The sequence below is a fragment of the Winogradskyella pacifica genome (assembly GCF_013403915.1).
GTDB lineage: Bacteria > Bacteroidota > Bacteroidia > Flavobacteriales > Flavobacteriaceae > Winogradskyella > Winogradskyella pacifica.
This window is the reverse complement of record NZ_JABFDI010000027.1, coordinates 1-15,986: the sequence shown is the minus strand read 5'-3', so window position 1 is coordinate 15,986 and position 15,986 is coordinate 1. Positions and strand designations below refer to the sequence as shown.

The 15,986-nt window shown below is 34.9% G+C and carries 7 protein-coding genes; 3 read left to right on the top strand and 4 right to left on the bottom strand.

Features of this window, described 5'->3' with window-relative positions; all coding sequences use genetic code 11:
- Positions 1–58 precede the first annotated feature (58 nt).
- From HM984_RS16655 to gyrB, 3 genes are all read right to left on the bottom strand, one after another.
- Positions 59–715, bottom strand: a complete 657-nt coding sequence (locus HM984_RS16655; RefSeq protein ID WP_179349991.1) for a DUF4412 domain-containing protein — start codon at positions 713–715, stop codon at positions 59–61.
- 92 nt (positions 716–807) lie between these two features.
- Complete coding sequence (gene mdh, locus HM984_RS16650; protein ID WP_020897308.1) at positions 808–1,734, bottom strand: malate dehydrogenase; 927 nt, start codon at positions 1,732–1,734, stop codon at positions 808–810.
- A 265-nt stretch (positions 1,735–1,999) separates the two neighbouring features.
- Complete coding sequence (gene gyrB, locus HM984_RS16645; RefSeq protein WP_115810939.1) at positions 2,000–3,949, bottom strand: DNA topoisomerase (ATP-hydrolyzing) subunit B; 1,950 nt, start codon at positions 3,947–3,949, stop codon at positions 2,000–2,002.
- 581 nt (positions 3,950–4,530) lie between these two features.
- Between gyrB and HM984_RS16640 the strand changes: the two genes are divergently transcribed.
- The gene (locus tag HM984_RS16640) at positions 4,531–12,615 is read left to right on the top strand and encodes a T9SS type A sorting domain-containing protein (protein ID WP_179349990.1); all 8,085 of its coding nucleotides are present in this window, start codon (positions 4,531–4,533) and stop codon (positions 12,613–12,615) included.
- 125 nt (positions 12,616–12,740) lie between these two features.
- Here HM984_RS16640 and asnB read toward each other — a convergent pair whose 3' ends face one another.
- A complete protein-coding gene (gene asnB / locus HM984_RS16635; protein WP_179349989.1) occupies positions 12,741–14,405 on the bottom strand; it encodes an asparagine synthase B in 1,665 nt (554 codons plus the stop codon).
- 271 nt (positions 14,406–14,676) lie between these two features.
- Here asnB and HM984_RS16630 point away from each other — a divergent pair, with 271 nt between their 5' ends.
- Both HM984_RS16630 and HM984_RS16625 read left to right on the top strand, forming a co-directional pair.
- On the top strand, positions 14,677–15,267 hold the full coding sequence (locus HM984_RS16630; protein WP_115810945.1) for a DUF2911 domain-containing protein: 591 nt from the start codon (positions 14,677–14,679) through the stop codon (positions 15,265–15,267).
- A 104-nt stretch (positions 15,268–15,371) separates the two neighbouring features.
- A complete protein-coding gene (locus tag HM984_RS16625; protein WP_179349988.1) occupies positions 15,372–15,908 on the top strand; it encodes a DUF2911 domain-containing protein in 537 nt (178 codons plus the stop codon).
- Positions 15,909–15,986 lie beyond the last annotated feature (78 nt).

The following is a 15,986-nucleotide window of genomic DNA, read 5'->3' as shown; positions in this document are numbered from 1 at the left end:
AATAAAGACTGTATTTCTACAGCCTTATCTTAAATTTTAAACCTTACATGTAATCGAATTACATCCCCTCCATTTTGGTGTAACCTTCTGGTGGTGTTAAGCTTAATTTATCATCTGAAACAGATTCTTCTTTAATCTCAGTTATTTCAGATGTTACTTCGATACTCGCACCCATTTGGTTCATCTTCATTACAAAATATAAAGGATAACCTTCAATTTTATCTCCCATGGCTGTAGTGTTATGGCTAAAAGCAGAAATTTTATCAGTTGTAAACATTTGCATTTCTACATCTTGTCCATTTTGTTTCATTTTGATAAAATATTGTTGACATTCATAACCCAATACAGTTTTTGTTTCATCACCTTTTTCTACGCTTACACTTTTTAAATCTTCTTCAGTAGGAATAAAAGATTGTAGAACAAATTTTTTGCCTAAACCTGGTTGATCTAATAGCATTAACATTTGTTTTTCAACAGCATCAACAATGATAACCATATCTCCTGTCATTGGACTGCTTGTTTCGCTACGTGATTTTTCACCTTTAAAGTAGGTTGTCGCCTTTGAGTCTCCCATAGCTTGTAACTGAGCATTCATTTGTGGATTGTCGCTAGACATGGTTTGATTAGCGATAAGAACTCCTTCTGTAAGTTTTTCTTGCGCTGTAGCAACAACACTTAACATTAACGCAAAACTAAATAATAGTGTTTTTTTCATTTCTTATTTTTTATAATTAGTTGTTAGTATACAAAAACCTTACCAACAAAAAATGTCGGTAAGGTTTTTCAAATTAGATGTTTTATTAAAGCTTATAGTTCTAATAATCCATTTGTTTTCTTAACACCTTCAGCACTTGCTTTCATGTGTTCTTTTTCTGCATCACTTAAAGATACATCAACGATTTTTTCTATTCCATTTCTACCTAAAACAACTGGCACACCAATACAAAGATCAGATAAACCATATTCTCCTTCTAGTAAGGTAGAACAAGGATAAATTTTCTTTTGATCGCAAGCAATGGCTTGAACTAAACCACTTACTGCAGCACCTGGCGCATACCAAGCCGAAGTTCCTAATAATTTAGTTAACGTCGCTCCACCTACCTTAGTATCTTCTGCAACTTGATTTAAGCGCTCTTCTGATAAAAATTCAGAAACTTTAATACTATTTCTTGTCGCATGAGATATTAATGGCACCATACCTGTATCGCTATGACCACCAATGACCATTCCGTCTACATCACTAATTGGCGCTTCTAAAGCTTCTGCCAATCTGTACTTAAAACGTGCAGAATCTAAAGCTCCACCCATTCCTATAATTCTATGCTTAGGTAAACCCGTAGTTTTATGCACCAAATACGTCATTGTATCCATTGGGTTACTTACAACAATGATAATTGTGTTAGGAGAATGTTCTACTAAGCTAGATGATACCATTTTTACGATACCAGCATTGATTCCAATTAATTCTTCTCTTGTCATTCCTGGTTTACGAGGAATACCAGAAGTAATTACACAAATATCACTATTTGCTGTCTTAGAGTAATCGTTAGTACTTCCTGTAATTTTAGTGTCAAAACCATTTAAAGAAGCACACTGCATTAAGTCCATTGCTTTACCTTCTGCATAACCTTCTTTAATATCTAAGATTACAACTTCAGAAGCAAAATTTTTAATTGCAATATACTCTGCACAACTTGCGCCTACTGCACCAGCGCCAACTACGGTAACTTTCATTTGTTCTTTTTATTTAAATTAATGTCTAATGGAACGCGCTTAAAACTATTAATTTAATATAAATAGTGCGAAAGCGTATTTCATAATTATATGTTTTAATGTGTAAATTATGTATTAAATACGAGTGTAAATTTACGAATAAAATTACCGTTAAAGAAGAAAGTATTCAATTTCCTCCTACAGATAACTTCATCATTAGCCCAATAAAAAAAAGCAACTATGTTGTTACATAGTTGCTTTTTAAATTCGTTTATCATTACATTATTTACGCATCAATATTAGCGTAAATAGCATTCTTTTCTATAAACTCTCTACGTGGTGGCACTTCATCTCCCATTAACATTGAGAATACACGATCTGCTTCTACCCCATTATCAATCTGAATTTGACGTAATGTTCTAAACTCTGGGTTCATTGTAGTATCCCAAAGTTGTTCAGCATTCATCTCACCAAGACCCTTATAACGTTGAATTTTTGCACCATCACCATATTTCTGCATTAAAGCCAAGCGCTCTTCATCATTCCAAGCGTATTCTTTTTTCGTTCCTTTTTTCACTAAGAACAAAGGTGGAGTTGCGATATAAATATGTCCGTTTTCAATTAACTCCTTCATATAACGGAAGAAGAACGTTAAGATTAAAGTTTCAATATGCGAACCATCGATATCGGCATCACACATAATAACTATTTTATGGTATCTTAATTTTGAAAGATTTAGTGCTTTACTGTCTTCTTCTGTTCCGATAGTAACCCCTAAAGCGGTGAAGATATTTTTGATCTCTTCGTTTTCAAAAACCTTATGCGTCATGGCTTTCTCCACATTAAGAATCTTACCCCTTAATGGCAGAATGGCTTGAAACATTCTATCTCTACCTTGTTTTGCAGTTCCACCTGCCGAATCTCCCTCGACTAAGTAAACTTCACATTTTGCAGGATCTTGCTCTGAACAATCTGATAATTTCCCAGGTAAACCACCAATACTCATTACGGTTTTACGCTGAACCATTTCACGTGCCTTTTGAGCAGCATGACGTGCTTGGGCAGCCAAAATTACTTTCTGAACAATAGTTTTTGCATCATCTGGATTTTCTTCCAAATAGTCTGTTAACATTTCAGAAACAGACTGACTTACCGCCGCTGAAACTTCACGGTTTCCTAACTTCGTTTTTGTTTGTCCTTCGAATTGTGGTTCTTGTACTTTTACCGAAATAATAGCTGTTAAACCTTCACGGAAATCATCACCAGCAATATCAAACTTCAACTTATCTAACATCCCAGATTCGTCAGCATACTTTTTAAGGGTATGTGTTAAACCACGACGGAATCCTGATAAGTGTGTTCCACCTTCATGTGTATTAATATTGTTTACATAAGAATGTAAATTTTCAGCATAAGACGTGTTATAAATCATAGCAACCTCAACTGGCACACCATTCTTTTCACCTTCAAAAGCAATAACCTCTTTTATTAAAGGCTCACGGTTACCATCTAAAAACTTGATAAATTCCTTAAGACCTTCTGTAGAGTGAAATGTTTCACCTTCAAACTCTCCATCATCCTTTTTATGACGCTTATCTACTAAATGAATAGTGATTCCTTTATTAAGGTATGCCAACTCACGCATACGACTTGCTAAGGTATCATAGTTATACTCTAGAGTCTGCGTAAAGATTGTAGCATCTGGCTTAAAAGTAACAATGGTTCCTCTTTTTTCAGTTTCACCAACCTTCTTTACAGGATACATTGGTTTCCCCTTTTCGTATTCTTGCTCCCAGATTTCACCCTTTCTAAAAACTGTAGCTGTTAAATGATCAGATAATGCGTTAACACAACTTACACCAACACCGTGCAATCCACCAGAAACTTTATAAGAATCTTTATCGAACTTACCACCAGCACCAATTTTGGTCATTACAACCTCTAATGCTGAGACTCCTTCTTTTTTATGCAAATCTATAGGTATACCACGACCATCATCTTCTGTCGTAATAGAATTATCTTCATTTATAATTACGGTAATATTATCACAATGACCAGCTAAAGCTTCATCAATTGAGTTATCCACTACCTCATAAACTAAATGGTGCAAACCTCTAACACCAGTATCGCCAATATACATCGATGGACGCATACGCACATGCTCCATGCCTTCTAAAGCTTGAATACTATCTGCGGAATAGTTATCCTTGTTAAATTCTTCTCTTTTGTCGCTCATTATCTTGAATACGTTTTTAATTCGAATCGTTATTTAAAAAAAATCCATTCTTCAACGGAATTAAATTAGCTACCTCAATTTCCTTCAACTTTATTGTGAAAATTAAGCGCTTCTTTGACATAAAAAAAATGACACAATTGTATCATTTTTGAATACTAACAAATATACGGATTTTTAACGCATTTTAAGCACCTTTTGCCCGTTTAGGTTAAAAATTATCAACATTTGTTAATTTCTAAAAAGTCGCTTAGAACGATTAAAAAGCACCTTAAAATTGATTTTTTAATTTTTTAAATCCTCTTGATCTTCAAAAAATCAAAAAACCTCTTAGAAGCTTAATTTTTAAGTTCTTTTATTTAAATATTACAACTAAAAACAGTCTACAAATCTTTAATCATACTTCAATAATAGAGATTTCAACATGGTGTAAGTTTTTTCTCAAAAAAACACAAATTACTACAATATTATGCATTTAATCGAATATTCTTGCCGTTTAAAGATTAAATTTTATATTTGCCTTCGAAAATTACATTAAAAATAATATCAAAATGTTGTATTTAATCCATCCGAAAACAGAATTTATGGAAAATATTAAATTCGAGAGAATAATTTCTTCAAAACTGAACTTTGTATTGAAATCAGTTTTTATGATTATATGTTCTCTAGTGTTGAATCCTATATTTTCGCAGACACCTGTAAACGATGATTTTACAAATGCCATAGATGTAACAACCATTATTAACAGTTGTTCTGCCGATGCTGCTTATACGATTATAGGTGCTACTCCAGATAAGAATGCAGGTAGTAATTGGAACAATAACGGACCTAAAAATAATGTTTGGTTTAAATTTACAGCACCTGCAACTGGTGAAATTAATATCACTGTTGATAGAGGTGACTCTAAAGGAACCCAGCGACGTACTCAATCAGCGCTTTGGGAGACAGATGGCACTACAGAAATACAAAGTGAAAGATATGCATACGATGATGAAGACGTAACCATGGGTGCCGTAAACCTAACTCCAGGTATTATTTATTACATCTCTGTAGATACGCAGTCCTCAGGTTATTCTGGTACATTTACGTTATGCCTACAGGATACCGTAGACTATGATTTTTATGAAGGTGCTATTGATGTTACCAACATTATTAACAGTTGCTCTACGGATGCTGCTTATACAATTATAGGTGCTACTCCAGATAAGAATGCAGGTAGTAATTGGAACAATAACGGACCTAAAAATAATGTTTGGTTTAAATTTACAGCACCTGCAACTGGTGAAATTAATATCACTGTTGATAGAGGTGACTCTAAAGGAACCCAGCGACGTACTCAATCAGCGCTTTGGGAGACAGATGGCACTACAGAAATACAAAGTGAAAGATATGCATACGATGATGAAGACGTAACCATGGGTGCAGTAGACCTAACTCCAGGTATTATTTACTACATGTCTGTAGATACGCAGTCCTCAGGCTATTCTGGTACATTTACCTTATGTCTTCAGGATACCGTAGACTATGATTTTCATGAAGGAGCTATCGACGTTACCAACATTATTAACAGTTGCTCTATGGATGCAATCTATACAACTATAGGTGCTACTCCGGATAAGGATGAAGGTAGTAATTGGAACAATAACGGACCTAAATATAACCGTTGGTTTAAATTTACAGCACCTGCAACAGGTGAAATCAATATCACTATTGATAGAGGTGACTCTAAAGGAACTCTGCGACGTACTCAATTGGCACTTTGGCTAGCGGATGGCATTACAGAAATACAAAGCGGAAGATATGCAGACGATGACGATGACGTAATTATTGGTGCAGTAAACCTAACTCCAGGTGAAATTTATTACATGTCTGTAGATACACAGTCCTCAGGTTATTCTGGTACATTTACGTTATGCATACAAGATACTGCAGACTATGATTTTTATGAAGGAGCTATCGATGTTACCAACATTATTAACGGTTGCTCCTCTGATGCAATATATACAACTATAGGTGCTACTCCAGATAAGAACGAAGGTAGTAATTGGAACAATAACGAACCTAAATATAACCGTTGGTTCAAATTTATCGCTCCTCCAACTGGTGAAATTAATATCACTGTTGATAGAGGTGACTCTAAAGGCACACAACGACTTACACAATTAGCACTCTGGCAAGCAGATGGCATTACAGAAGTACATAGTGAAAGATATGCATTCTATGATGAAGACGTAATCTTAGGTGCCCCAAACCTAACACCTGGGAACACTTATTACATATCTGTAGACACTTACAGCTCAGGATACAAAGGTACATTTACTTTATGTTTAGAAGATACTGTGGATTATGATTTTTATGAAGGAGCTATCGATGTTACCAGCATTATTAACAGTTGCTCTACTGATGCAATATATACAACTATAGGTGCTACTCCAGATAAGAATGAAGGTAGTAATTGGAACAATAATGGACCTAAATATAACCGTTGGTTCAAATTTACCGCACCTGCAACTGGTGAAATTAATATCACTGTTGATAGAGGTGACGCTAAAGGAACACAACAACTTACACAATTAGCGCTCTGGCAAGCAGATGGCTTTACAGAAGTACAAAGTGAAAGGTATGTATTTAATGATGAAGACGTAACCATTGGAGCCGTAAACCTAACACATGGAAACACTTATTACATATCTGTGGATAGTTACAGCTCAGCCTACAATGGCACATTTACTTTATGTCTACAGGACACGGTAGACTATGATTTTTACGAAGGAGCTATCGATGTTACTAGCATCATTAACAGTTGCTCCGCTGATGCAATCTATACAACTTCAGGAGCCACTCCAGACAAAAATAAAGGTAGTAATTGGAACAATAACGGACCTAAATATAACCGTTGGTTCAAATTTACCGCACCTACAACTGGTGAAATCAATATCACTGTTGCTAGAGGTGGCTCTAAAGGAACACAACGATATACTCAATTAGCGCTCTGGCAGTCGGATGGCATTACAGAACTACATAGTGAAAGCTATGTCGTCAATGACGAAGACGTAATCTTAGGCTCCCCAAACCTAACACCAGGGAACACTTATTACATATCTGTAGATACCTACAACTCAAACTATAGAGGTACATTTACATTATGTATTGAAGATATTGTGGACTATGACTTTTACGAAGGAGCTATCGATGTTACTAACATTATAAACGGCTGTTCAGCTGATGCAATCTATACAACTACAGGAGCCACTCCAGACAAAAATAAAGGTAGCAATTGGAGCAATAACGGACCTAAATATAACCGTTGGTTCAAATTTACCGCACCTACAACTGGCGAAATCAATATCACCGTTGATAGAGGTGATTCTAAAGGAACACAGCGACTTACACAATTAGCGCTCTGGCAGGCAGATGGCATTACAGAAGTACAAAGTGAAAGATACGCGTTCAGTGACGAAGACGTAACCATTGGCGGCGTAAACTTAACGCCTGGAAATACTTATTACATATCTGTAGACACTCACGACGCATACTATAGAGGTACATTTACTTTATGTTTAGAAGATACTGTAGATTATGACTTTTATGAAGGAGCTATCGATGTTACCAACATTATAAACAACTGTTCTGCTGATGCAATTTATACAACTATAGGAGCTACACCAGACAGAATTAAAGGTAGTAACTGGAGCAATAACGGACCTATATATAACCGTTGGTTCAAATTTACCGCACCTGCAACTAGTGAAATCAATATCACTGTTGATAGAGGTGAATCCAAAGGAACACAGCAACTTACACAATTAGCGCTTTGGGAAGAAGATGGGGTGACAGAAGTACAAAGTGAAAGATATGCGTTCGGTGATGAAGATGTCACCATTGGCGCCGTAAACCTAACACCTGGGAACACTTATTACATATCTGTAGATACTCACGCCTCAAGCTTTTTAGGCACATTTACTTTATGTCTAGAAGATACTGTAGATTATGACTTTTACGAAGGAGCTATCGATGTTACCAACATTATAAACGACTGTTCAGCTGATGCAATCTATACAACTGTAGGAGCTACACCAGACAGAATTGAAGGTAGTAATTGGAGCAATAACGGACCTATATCTAACCGGTGGTTCAAATTTACCGCACCCGCAATAGGTAACATCAGTATCACTGTTGATATAGGAGATTCTAAAGGAACACAACGATACTCGCAATTAGCGCTCTGGCAAGCAGATGGAGTGACAGAAATACAAAGCAAACGTTATACTGCTGCTGCTGATCATCTTACCGTTGAAGCCGTAAACCTAACACCTGGGACTACTTATTACATTTCTGTTGATGCACTCAACTATCGTCAAGGTACATTTACTTTATGTATAGAAAATACTGTGGGTTATGACTTTTATGAAGGTGCTATCGATGTTACAAACATGATTAACAGTTGTTCTCCTGATGCAATTTACACAACTACAAATGCTACACCAGACAGAAATAAAGGTGACAACTGGAGCAATAACAGTCCTTATAACAACCGTTGGTTCAAATTTACCGCACCAGCAACAGGCGAAATCAATATCACTATTGATACAGAAAACTCTAAAGGAACACAACGCGCTACACAATTAGCACTCTGGCAAGGAGATGGTGTAACAGAAGTACAAAGTGATCGTTATACTCATTATTACGACGATGTTACAATTGGAGCTCTAAACCTAATCCCTGGAGCTACTTATTACATTTCTGTTGACTCAGGTGCCACATACCTTAGTGGTACGTTTACTTTATGCTTAGAAGATATTTATGGGCTTTCTAACTATGGTCCTGGTGGAGTAAGACAAGATTTAAGGTTATGGTTACGTGCAGACGTAGGCACACAAACAAATACCGACGGAGTTGCCATTAATTCATGGATAGACCAAGGTAAAGCATCAGATGCATCAAGCACTACTGGACAAAACCCTATTTATAAAAACAATAGTAATGACAACCTCAACTACAACCCTATTTTAGATTTTTCTGGAAACAAATCAATGCTCGGTAAATATTCAACTGGATTTTTTAGTCAAGATATGTTTGTAGTTGTAATTCCAAATGTTTCTGTTAGTAATACCACTCCTAAAATGACTGTTTTATCTGGAGAAACTTCATCTGAAAGTATTAATGACATATCTGGAATTGGATTTGGAAATTATACTGGAGCAATTTCTAATGAGATTTTAACCTACGCTCAAGGTGACGACAGTTCTTATAGAGTTTCTGAGGTGAGTGCTTCTAAAACATATTCTAATATTGGAATTATCAATGCTAGAAACAATAGTTTTGGTAATGGTATGGAGCTTTTCTATAATGCGCTTCAAATAGACAATGCTTCATCTGGAAATGGATTTAATAACATTATTGGTGGACAATATTGGTTAGGGAAAAACAAATCTGACACCTCAGGTAATTTTAACGGTAGAATTGCTGAAATTATCACCTACTCATCACTTCAAAGTGACTCAGAGCGCGCCAAAATAGAATCTTATTTAGCCCTAAAATATGGAATCACTTTAGGGGTTAATGGCACTAGTCAAAACTATGTAGATTCTAATAACAATATTATATGGAATATCTCTACCAATTCAGGCTATAATTTTGATATCGCTGGTATTGGTAAAGACGACGCACTTGCGAGTTCTCTACTAAATCAAAAACAATCTAAGAGTGTTAATCTGAACACAGATGTTACTATTGGATTAGGAACTATTGAATCTACTAATTCTGCAAATTCATCCGTATTCTCAGCTAATAGAAGTTTTTTAATTTGGGGAAATGACAACGGCGTTTTAAATAACCCTGGAGCATCTGCGGATCGGGTTATTGATCTCGGATCTGGAATCCAAACCAACTTACGTCTCACAGGCAAAAAATGGAAAATAGTAGAAACAGGAGGCGATGTTAGTGATGTACTTTTATCTATACCTTCTGCTTCACTTAGTAGTTTTTCATTGAACCCTGACGAAGAATATATGTTAGTCGTTTCTACAACTGAAGCTTTTGAAAATACAGATATCATTGATGTAATCCCTTTAAAAATATCAGGTCAAAATCTTCAAACTTGGTATGATTTCGATGGCACAAATTATTTCACCTTTGCTAAAAGTAATTTAATAGAAAACTCATTTCAAATCCAAAATGCTAATGGAGATTATTTAGTCAGTAATACTAAAATTAATTTAAATTCTTCTTTCACTATTTCTTCATGGATTCGTAATGGTAATACATCTGGAAATCGAAGCTTTGTAGCTAAAGGAACAGCCTACGACTTAAAATTAAATTCTTCCAATAGAATACAAGTGTCTTGGAACGACGCCATCAGAGTTACATCAAACACTCGTATAACAGACGGTAAATGGCATCATATTGCCGTGACGTTTAATGAAGGAAATGCTACTCTATTGATCGATGGCGTAATCGACAGAACAGTAAACTCTTTACCAATCCCAGTGGCAACAAATCATAAATTTTCTATAGGAGCCGTTTATTATAATAAGAATTCTATTTCAGATTATTTTGTTGGAGACATAGATGAAGTCCTTGTTTGGAACCGTGCATTAACGGTAAGCCAAATACGTTACATTATGAATCAGGAAATTGAACAATTTTCAGACAATACTGCGAACGGAAAAATTTTACCGCATTCAATTTCTAAAAACGAAATTCAAGCTATTCCCTGGAGCGAATTGAACGCTTATTTCGATTTAAACTCTATTTCAGGAGCTTCCTTTATTGGAAAATCAGACAATAAAAACCTTTTAAGAATTAAATATAAAAACACCAATAAAACAACATTAGCGCCTCAAACAGCACCTTTACCATATCAAAGCAGTTCAAATAACAGTTGGTCAAATAATTCAACGTGGTCAAATGGAACGCTGCAAATGCTTCCTAATAGCTTATCAATAGTAGACAATACATCTATAGATTGGAATATTGTTGAAACTAACCATGACATTGATACAGGAGGAAACAAAACCATATTAGGCTTACTTGTTAACAGCGGACAACTTAATGCAACTATGGATTCTAAAATAGAAGTTTCACATTATTTGAAATTAAATGGAAAAATAGATTTGGTAGGAAAATCACAACTTGTACAAACTTTAGGAAGTGATATTGATGCCACTAGCAGTGGATCATTAGAAAGAGATCAACAAGGAACGAAAAATTTATACAACTATAATTATTGGTCCTCACCAGTTGGAACATCAAATACTACGACAAACAACAATACCTACACGGTTGGAACTGTTTTAAGAGATGGTACAGATCCTAATGACCCAAAAGCTATTAATTGGACAGGAGGTTACGATGGAGCTTCGGGCACACCAATCAGTTTGGCTCGTAATTGGATTTACAAATTCCAAAATCTAAACGATAACTATGCTAATTGGGAACAAATTCGTGAAACAGGAGATTTAAAGCCTGCCAATGGATTTACACTAAAAGGCAGTGGAACTATTGATGCCGATCAAAATTATACGTTTATTGGAAAACCGTTTAACGGCTCTATTGATATACCTATTGCAGCTAACTACCTCAACTTATCTGGTAACCCTTATGCTTCTGCATTAGATGCAAACACCTTTATTTCAGACAATTTAAGCACTACGGATGGCTCACTTTATTTCTGGGAACATTCACCTACAAATTCGTCCCATAATACATCAGATTATGAAGGCGGATATTCAACTCGAAATTTAATAGGAGGAATAGGTCCTGTTATACCTAATGGTATTGACGAATTAGGGACAAGCTCTAGAATTCCTAACCGGTTTATCCCTGTTGGTCAAGGATTTTTTATTAATGGAAGCACAACTGGTGGCACTATAAATTTCAACAATAACCAGAGAGCTTTTATTAAAGAAGATAATTCTCAATCTGGCGCACTTTTTAGACAAAATGATATCGTTAATAATCAAGAAGATGAATTTATGGATGATAATTATGCTAAAATCAGATTAGGTTTTAACACCTCTAACAATTTTCACAGACAACTATTATTAGGGTTTATGAACGAGCACGCTACAAATGGAATCGATGTTGGATATGACGCTTTACTTTTCGATGACTTCTCTAATGATATGTATTTTACAATTGATGATTCTAAATTTGTAATTCAAGGAGATGGCTATTTCGATACAAACAGCATCTATCCTATTGGAGTGATTTCGGAAGAAGAAGGCATCGCAAAATTCACATTAGATGATACGGAATATTTTGACGAAAATCAACCTATTTATATTTATGATGATTTAACAGGATTATATCACGATATAAAAGAAACACCGTTAGAAATCATGCTTCCTGCAGGAACAATTGAAAACCGTTTCTCATTAAAATTTAGTGCTGAATCTCTAAGTATAGAAGATGCTGAGACAAATAACTCATTAACTATTTTCTTTAACAACAGCAATGATACTATAACACTAACAAATATTAAGCCTGAGACCACAGTAAAGTCTGTTTCATTAATTAATATTTTAGGACAATCCTTACATACTTGGGAGTTAAACAGCCATGAAAACGAAATTTCAATTCCGGTAAAACATGTGTCACTAGGAGTGTATATCGTTAAGATAGAAACTACAAATGCCACATTCAGTCAAAAAGTTATTATAAAATAAATTATTGTAACAAAAAAAAATAGCTCTTTAGGTTAGTAAAGAGCTATTAGAAAATTGAGATTACATAATTTGTTTAAACAAAAAAAAGGTCAGTTTTTATAAAAATCGACCTTTTTTTTGTTCTATTAATAAGCTTTATCATGCACATTAGCAATTGCTCTACCAGAAGGATCGTTCATGTTTTTAAATGCTTCGTCCCACTCTAAAGCCGTTGCAGTACTACAAGCTACACTTGCTTCTTGAGGCACACTTAATGCTGCGGCATCACTCGGGAAATGACCTTCGAAAATACTTCTATAATAATATTCTTCTTTGTTTAAAGGGGTGTTAATTGGAAAGCGGAATGACGCATTTTTTATTTGGTCATCTGTAACTTCGCTTGCTACGAGTTCTTTCAACGTATCAATCCAGCTGTAACCTACTCCATCACTAAACTGTTCTTTTTGTCTCCAAGCTACGCTTTCTGGAATCATGTCTTCAAATGCTTTACGAACCACCCATTTTTCCATGCGCTCTCCGTTAATCATTTTGTCTTTTGGGTTGATGCGCATGGCAACATCCATAAATTCTTTATCTAAGAATGGCACACGACCTTCAATTCCCCAAGCCGCTAAACTTTTGTTGGCCCTTAAGCAATCGTACATGTGTAACTTATCTAATTTACGAACCGTTTCTTCATGAAATTCTTGTGCGCTTGGCGCTTTATGAAAATATAAATACCCACCAAATAACTCATCGGCTCCTTCACCGGATAATACCATTTTAATTCCCATTGATTTAATTACTCTTGCCATTAAATACATTGGAGTCGATGAACGAATCGTTGTAATATCATAAGTTTCGATGTTGTAAATAACATCTTTAATAGCATCTAAACCTTCTTGAATAGTGAATTTAATTTCATGATGCACCGTACCAATATGGTCTGCTACTTTTTTAGCCGCAGCCAAATCTGGAGAACCTTCTAGTCCCACTGAAAACGAGTGTAATTGCGGATACCATGCTTTTTCTTTATCATCTGCTTCGATACGTCTTTCAGAGTATTTTTTAGCAATAGCAGACGTTACTGAAGAATCTAAACCACCAGATAATAACACACCATAAGGCACATCACTCATTAACTGTCTGTGCACGGCATCTTCTAAAGCTTGCTTTACTTCTGCGATACTTGTTTCGTTATCTTTTACAGCATCATACTCTGCCCAATCGCGCTTGTACCATTTTACAAATTCGCCATCTTTGCTAGACATATAATGTCCTGGTGGAAATAATTCAATTTTAGTACAAATACCTTCTAAAGCTTTTAATTCTGAAGCGACATAAAAAGTTCCATTTTTATCCCATCCTATATATAAAGGAATAATTCCCATATGATCTCTAGCAATGAAATACTCATCTTTTTCAACATCGTAAATAGCGAATCCGAAAATACCATTCATGTCATCTACAAAATCATGACCTTTTTCTTGATATAAAGCTAAGATCACTTCACAATCACTTTGGGTTTGAAAATCGTACTTACCCTCAAACTGTTTTCTTAAATCTCTATGGTTATAGATTTCACCATTGGCTGCTAAGATTAATTTTTTATCTGGACTTAATAAGGGTTGTTTTCCTGAAGCTGGATCAACAATAGCTAAACGCTCATGCGCCATAATTACCTTATCATCACTATAAATTCCGCTCCAGTCTGGTCCACGATGACGAATGGTTTTTGCCATCTCTAATACTTGAGGTCTTAAATCTTCAACTTTTTGTTTTATATCGAACGCACATACAATTCCGCACATAACTTTTATCTTTTTTGAATTTGGCTTTAACTATTGTCAGCCGTATATTATTAATTACAGGACAAATATGAACTTAAACTTTCATATTAAAAACATAAATAACGATAATGGTTTCAATTTAAAACATAAAATAATAAATACACACTAATAATAAACTAACACAACATTAAATAAACAGATTACCTACTAATTTGTAAATTTTAGTATTTCCTTACGACAGAGTGCATATAATAAACTCTATTTTTAACCAAACAAAAACTTAATTCTATTCATGAAAACACAAAAATTACTTACTACTATTAGCTTATCATTTGTAATGCTTCTATCATTAAATGTTAATGCTCAAGAATTTAACAAAATGGACAACAGCACAATGGATCGTGCTTACTATCCTTCAAACGCACCAAAAAGAACATTTGAAAAAACTGACGAAGCTAAGAAACTAGCAGAACCACAAATTAGAGTGACTTACTCTAGACCAGCTAAAAAGGGCAGAGAAGTTTTTGGCAAACTTTTAAAATTCGGAAAAGCATGGCGCGTTGGAGCTAATGAGTCTACAGAAATACTATTTGTAAATGATGTAACTTTTGGCGGAAAAGACATTAAAGCAGGACGTTACAGTATTATCATTATTCCTACTGAGAACGAATGGACTCTAAAGTTAAACACTGAGCTTGACGGTTGGGGAAATTACGGCTATGATGAAACTAAAGATATCGCAAGCGTATCAGTGCCGGTAACAAAAAGTGATAAAGAAATTGAAAACTTATCTATAGCACTTTACAAAGCTTCTGAAAATACTGTGAACTTAAAAATAGGATGGGATACTACAATTGCTGAATTTCCAATTACCTTAAAATAAGCTATAAAATTTAACATCGGTTCCAGACATTTAATATAATATTAAGACCAATAGGTTTTATCTTTATTGAATTCACATTCACAAAAAAAATTAAAAAATAAATTATGAAAACATCAAGACTATTAACAACCATTTCTTTTGCATTTATGATGCTTATTTCTTTTAATGCTGAAGCTCAAAAATTTTCTAGCTTAGACAAAAGTCCTTTAGACGCTGCTTCATTTGGTAGAGGCAACGATCAATTGATAAAAGTGTATTATGGTAGACCACAACTTAAAGGTAGAACCGTAAAAGAATTAACTCAAAAAGATAAAGTATGGCGAACAGGTGCTAACGAAGCAACTGAACTTATTCTTTTTAAGGATATGGAACTTGGAGGAAAAACGGTTAAAGCTGGTACATATTCATTATTTACAATGCCTGGAGATAAAGAATGGACAGTTATTGTAAGTTCTGATGTAAATAATTGGGGATCTTCTGGATACAAAGACGATAACACTGTAGCAAGTATTACTGTTCCTGTAACAGAAGGTAAAGAATCTTTAGAAGCTTTTTCTATTGCTTTTGATAAAGCAGATAAAGGTGTTGTAATGCATATCGGTTGGGGAACAACTAGAGTTGCTGTGCCTTTTACTATATAGCTGTTAGCTGTTAGCTGTTAGCTGTTAGCTGTTAGCTGTTAGCTGTTAGCTGTTAGCTGTTAGCTGTTAGCTGTTAGC

Excerpts from the sequence above, each read along its gene's own strand:
- gyrB (WP_115810939.1), bottom strand. The coding sequence starts at position 3,949 with ATGAGCGACAAAAGAGAAGAATTTAACAAGGATAACTATTCCGCAGAT.
- HM984_RS16625 (WP_179349988.1), top strand. The coding sequence starts at position 15,372 with ATGAAAACATCAAGACTATTAACAACCATTTCTTTTGCATTTATGATG.
- HM984_RS16630 (WP_115810945.1), top strand. The coding sequence starts at position 14,677 with ATGAAAACACAAAAATTACTTACTACTATTAGCTTATCATTTGTAATG.
- asnB (WP_179349989.1), bottom strand. The coding sequence starts at position 14,405 with ATGTGCGGAATTGTATGTGCGTTCGATATAAAACAAAAAGTTGAAGAT.
- HM984_RS16640 (WP_179349990.1), top strand. The coding sequence starts at position 4,531 with ATGGAAAATATTAAATTCGAGAGAATAATTTCTTCAAAACTGAACTTT.
- mdh (WP_020897308.1), bottom strand. The coding sequence starts at position 1,734 with ATGAAAGTTACCGTAGTTGGCGCTGGTGCAGTAGGCGCAAGTTGTGCA.
- HM984_RS16655 (WP_179349991.1), bottom strand. The coding sequence starts at position 715 with ATGAAAAAAACACTATTATTTAGTTTTGCGTTAATGTTAAGTGTTGTT.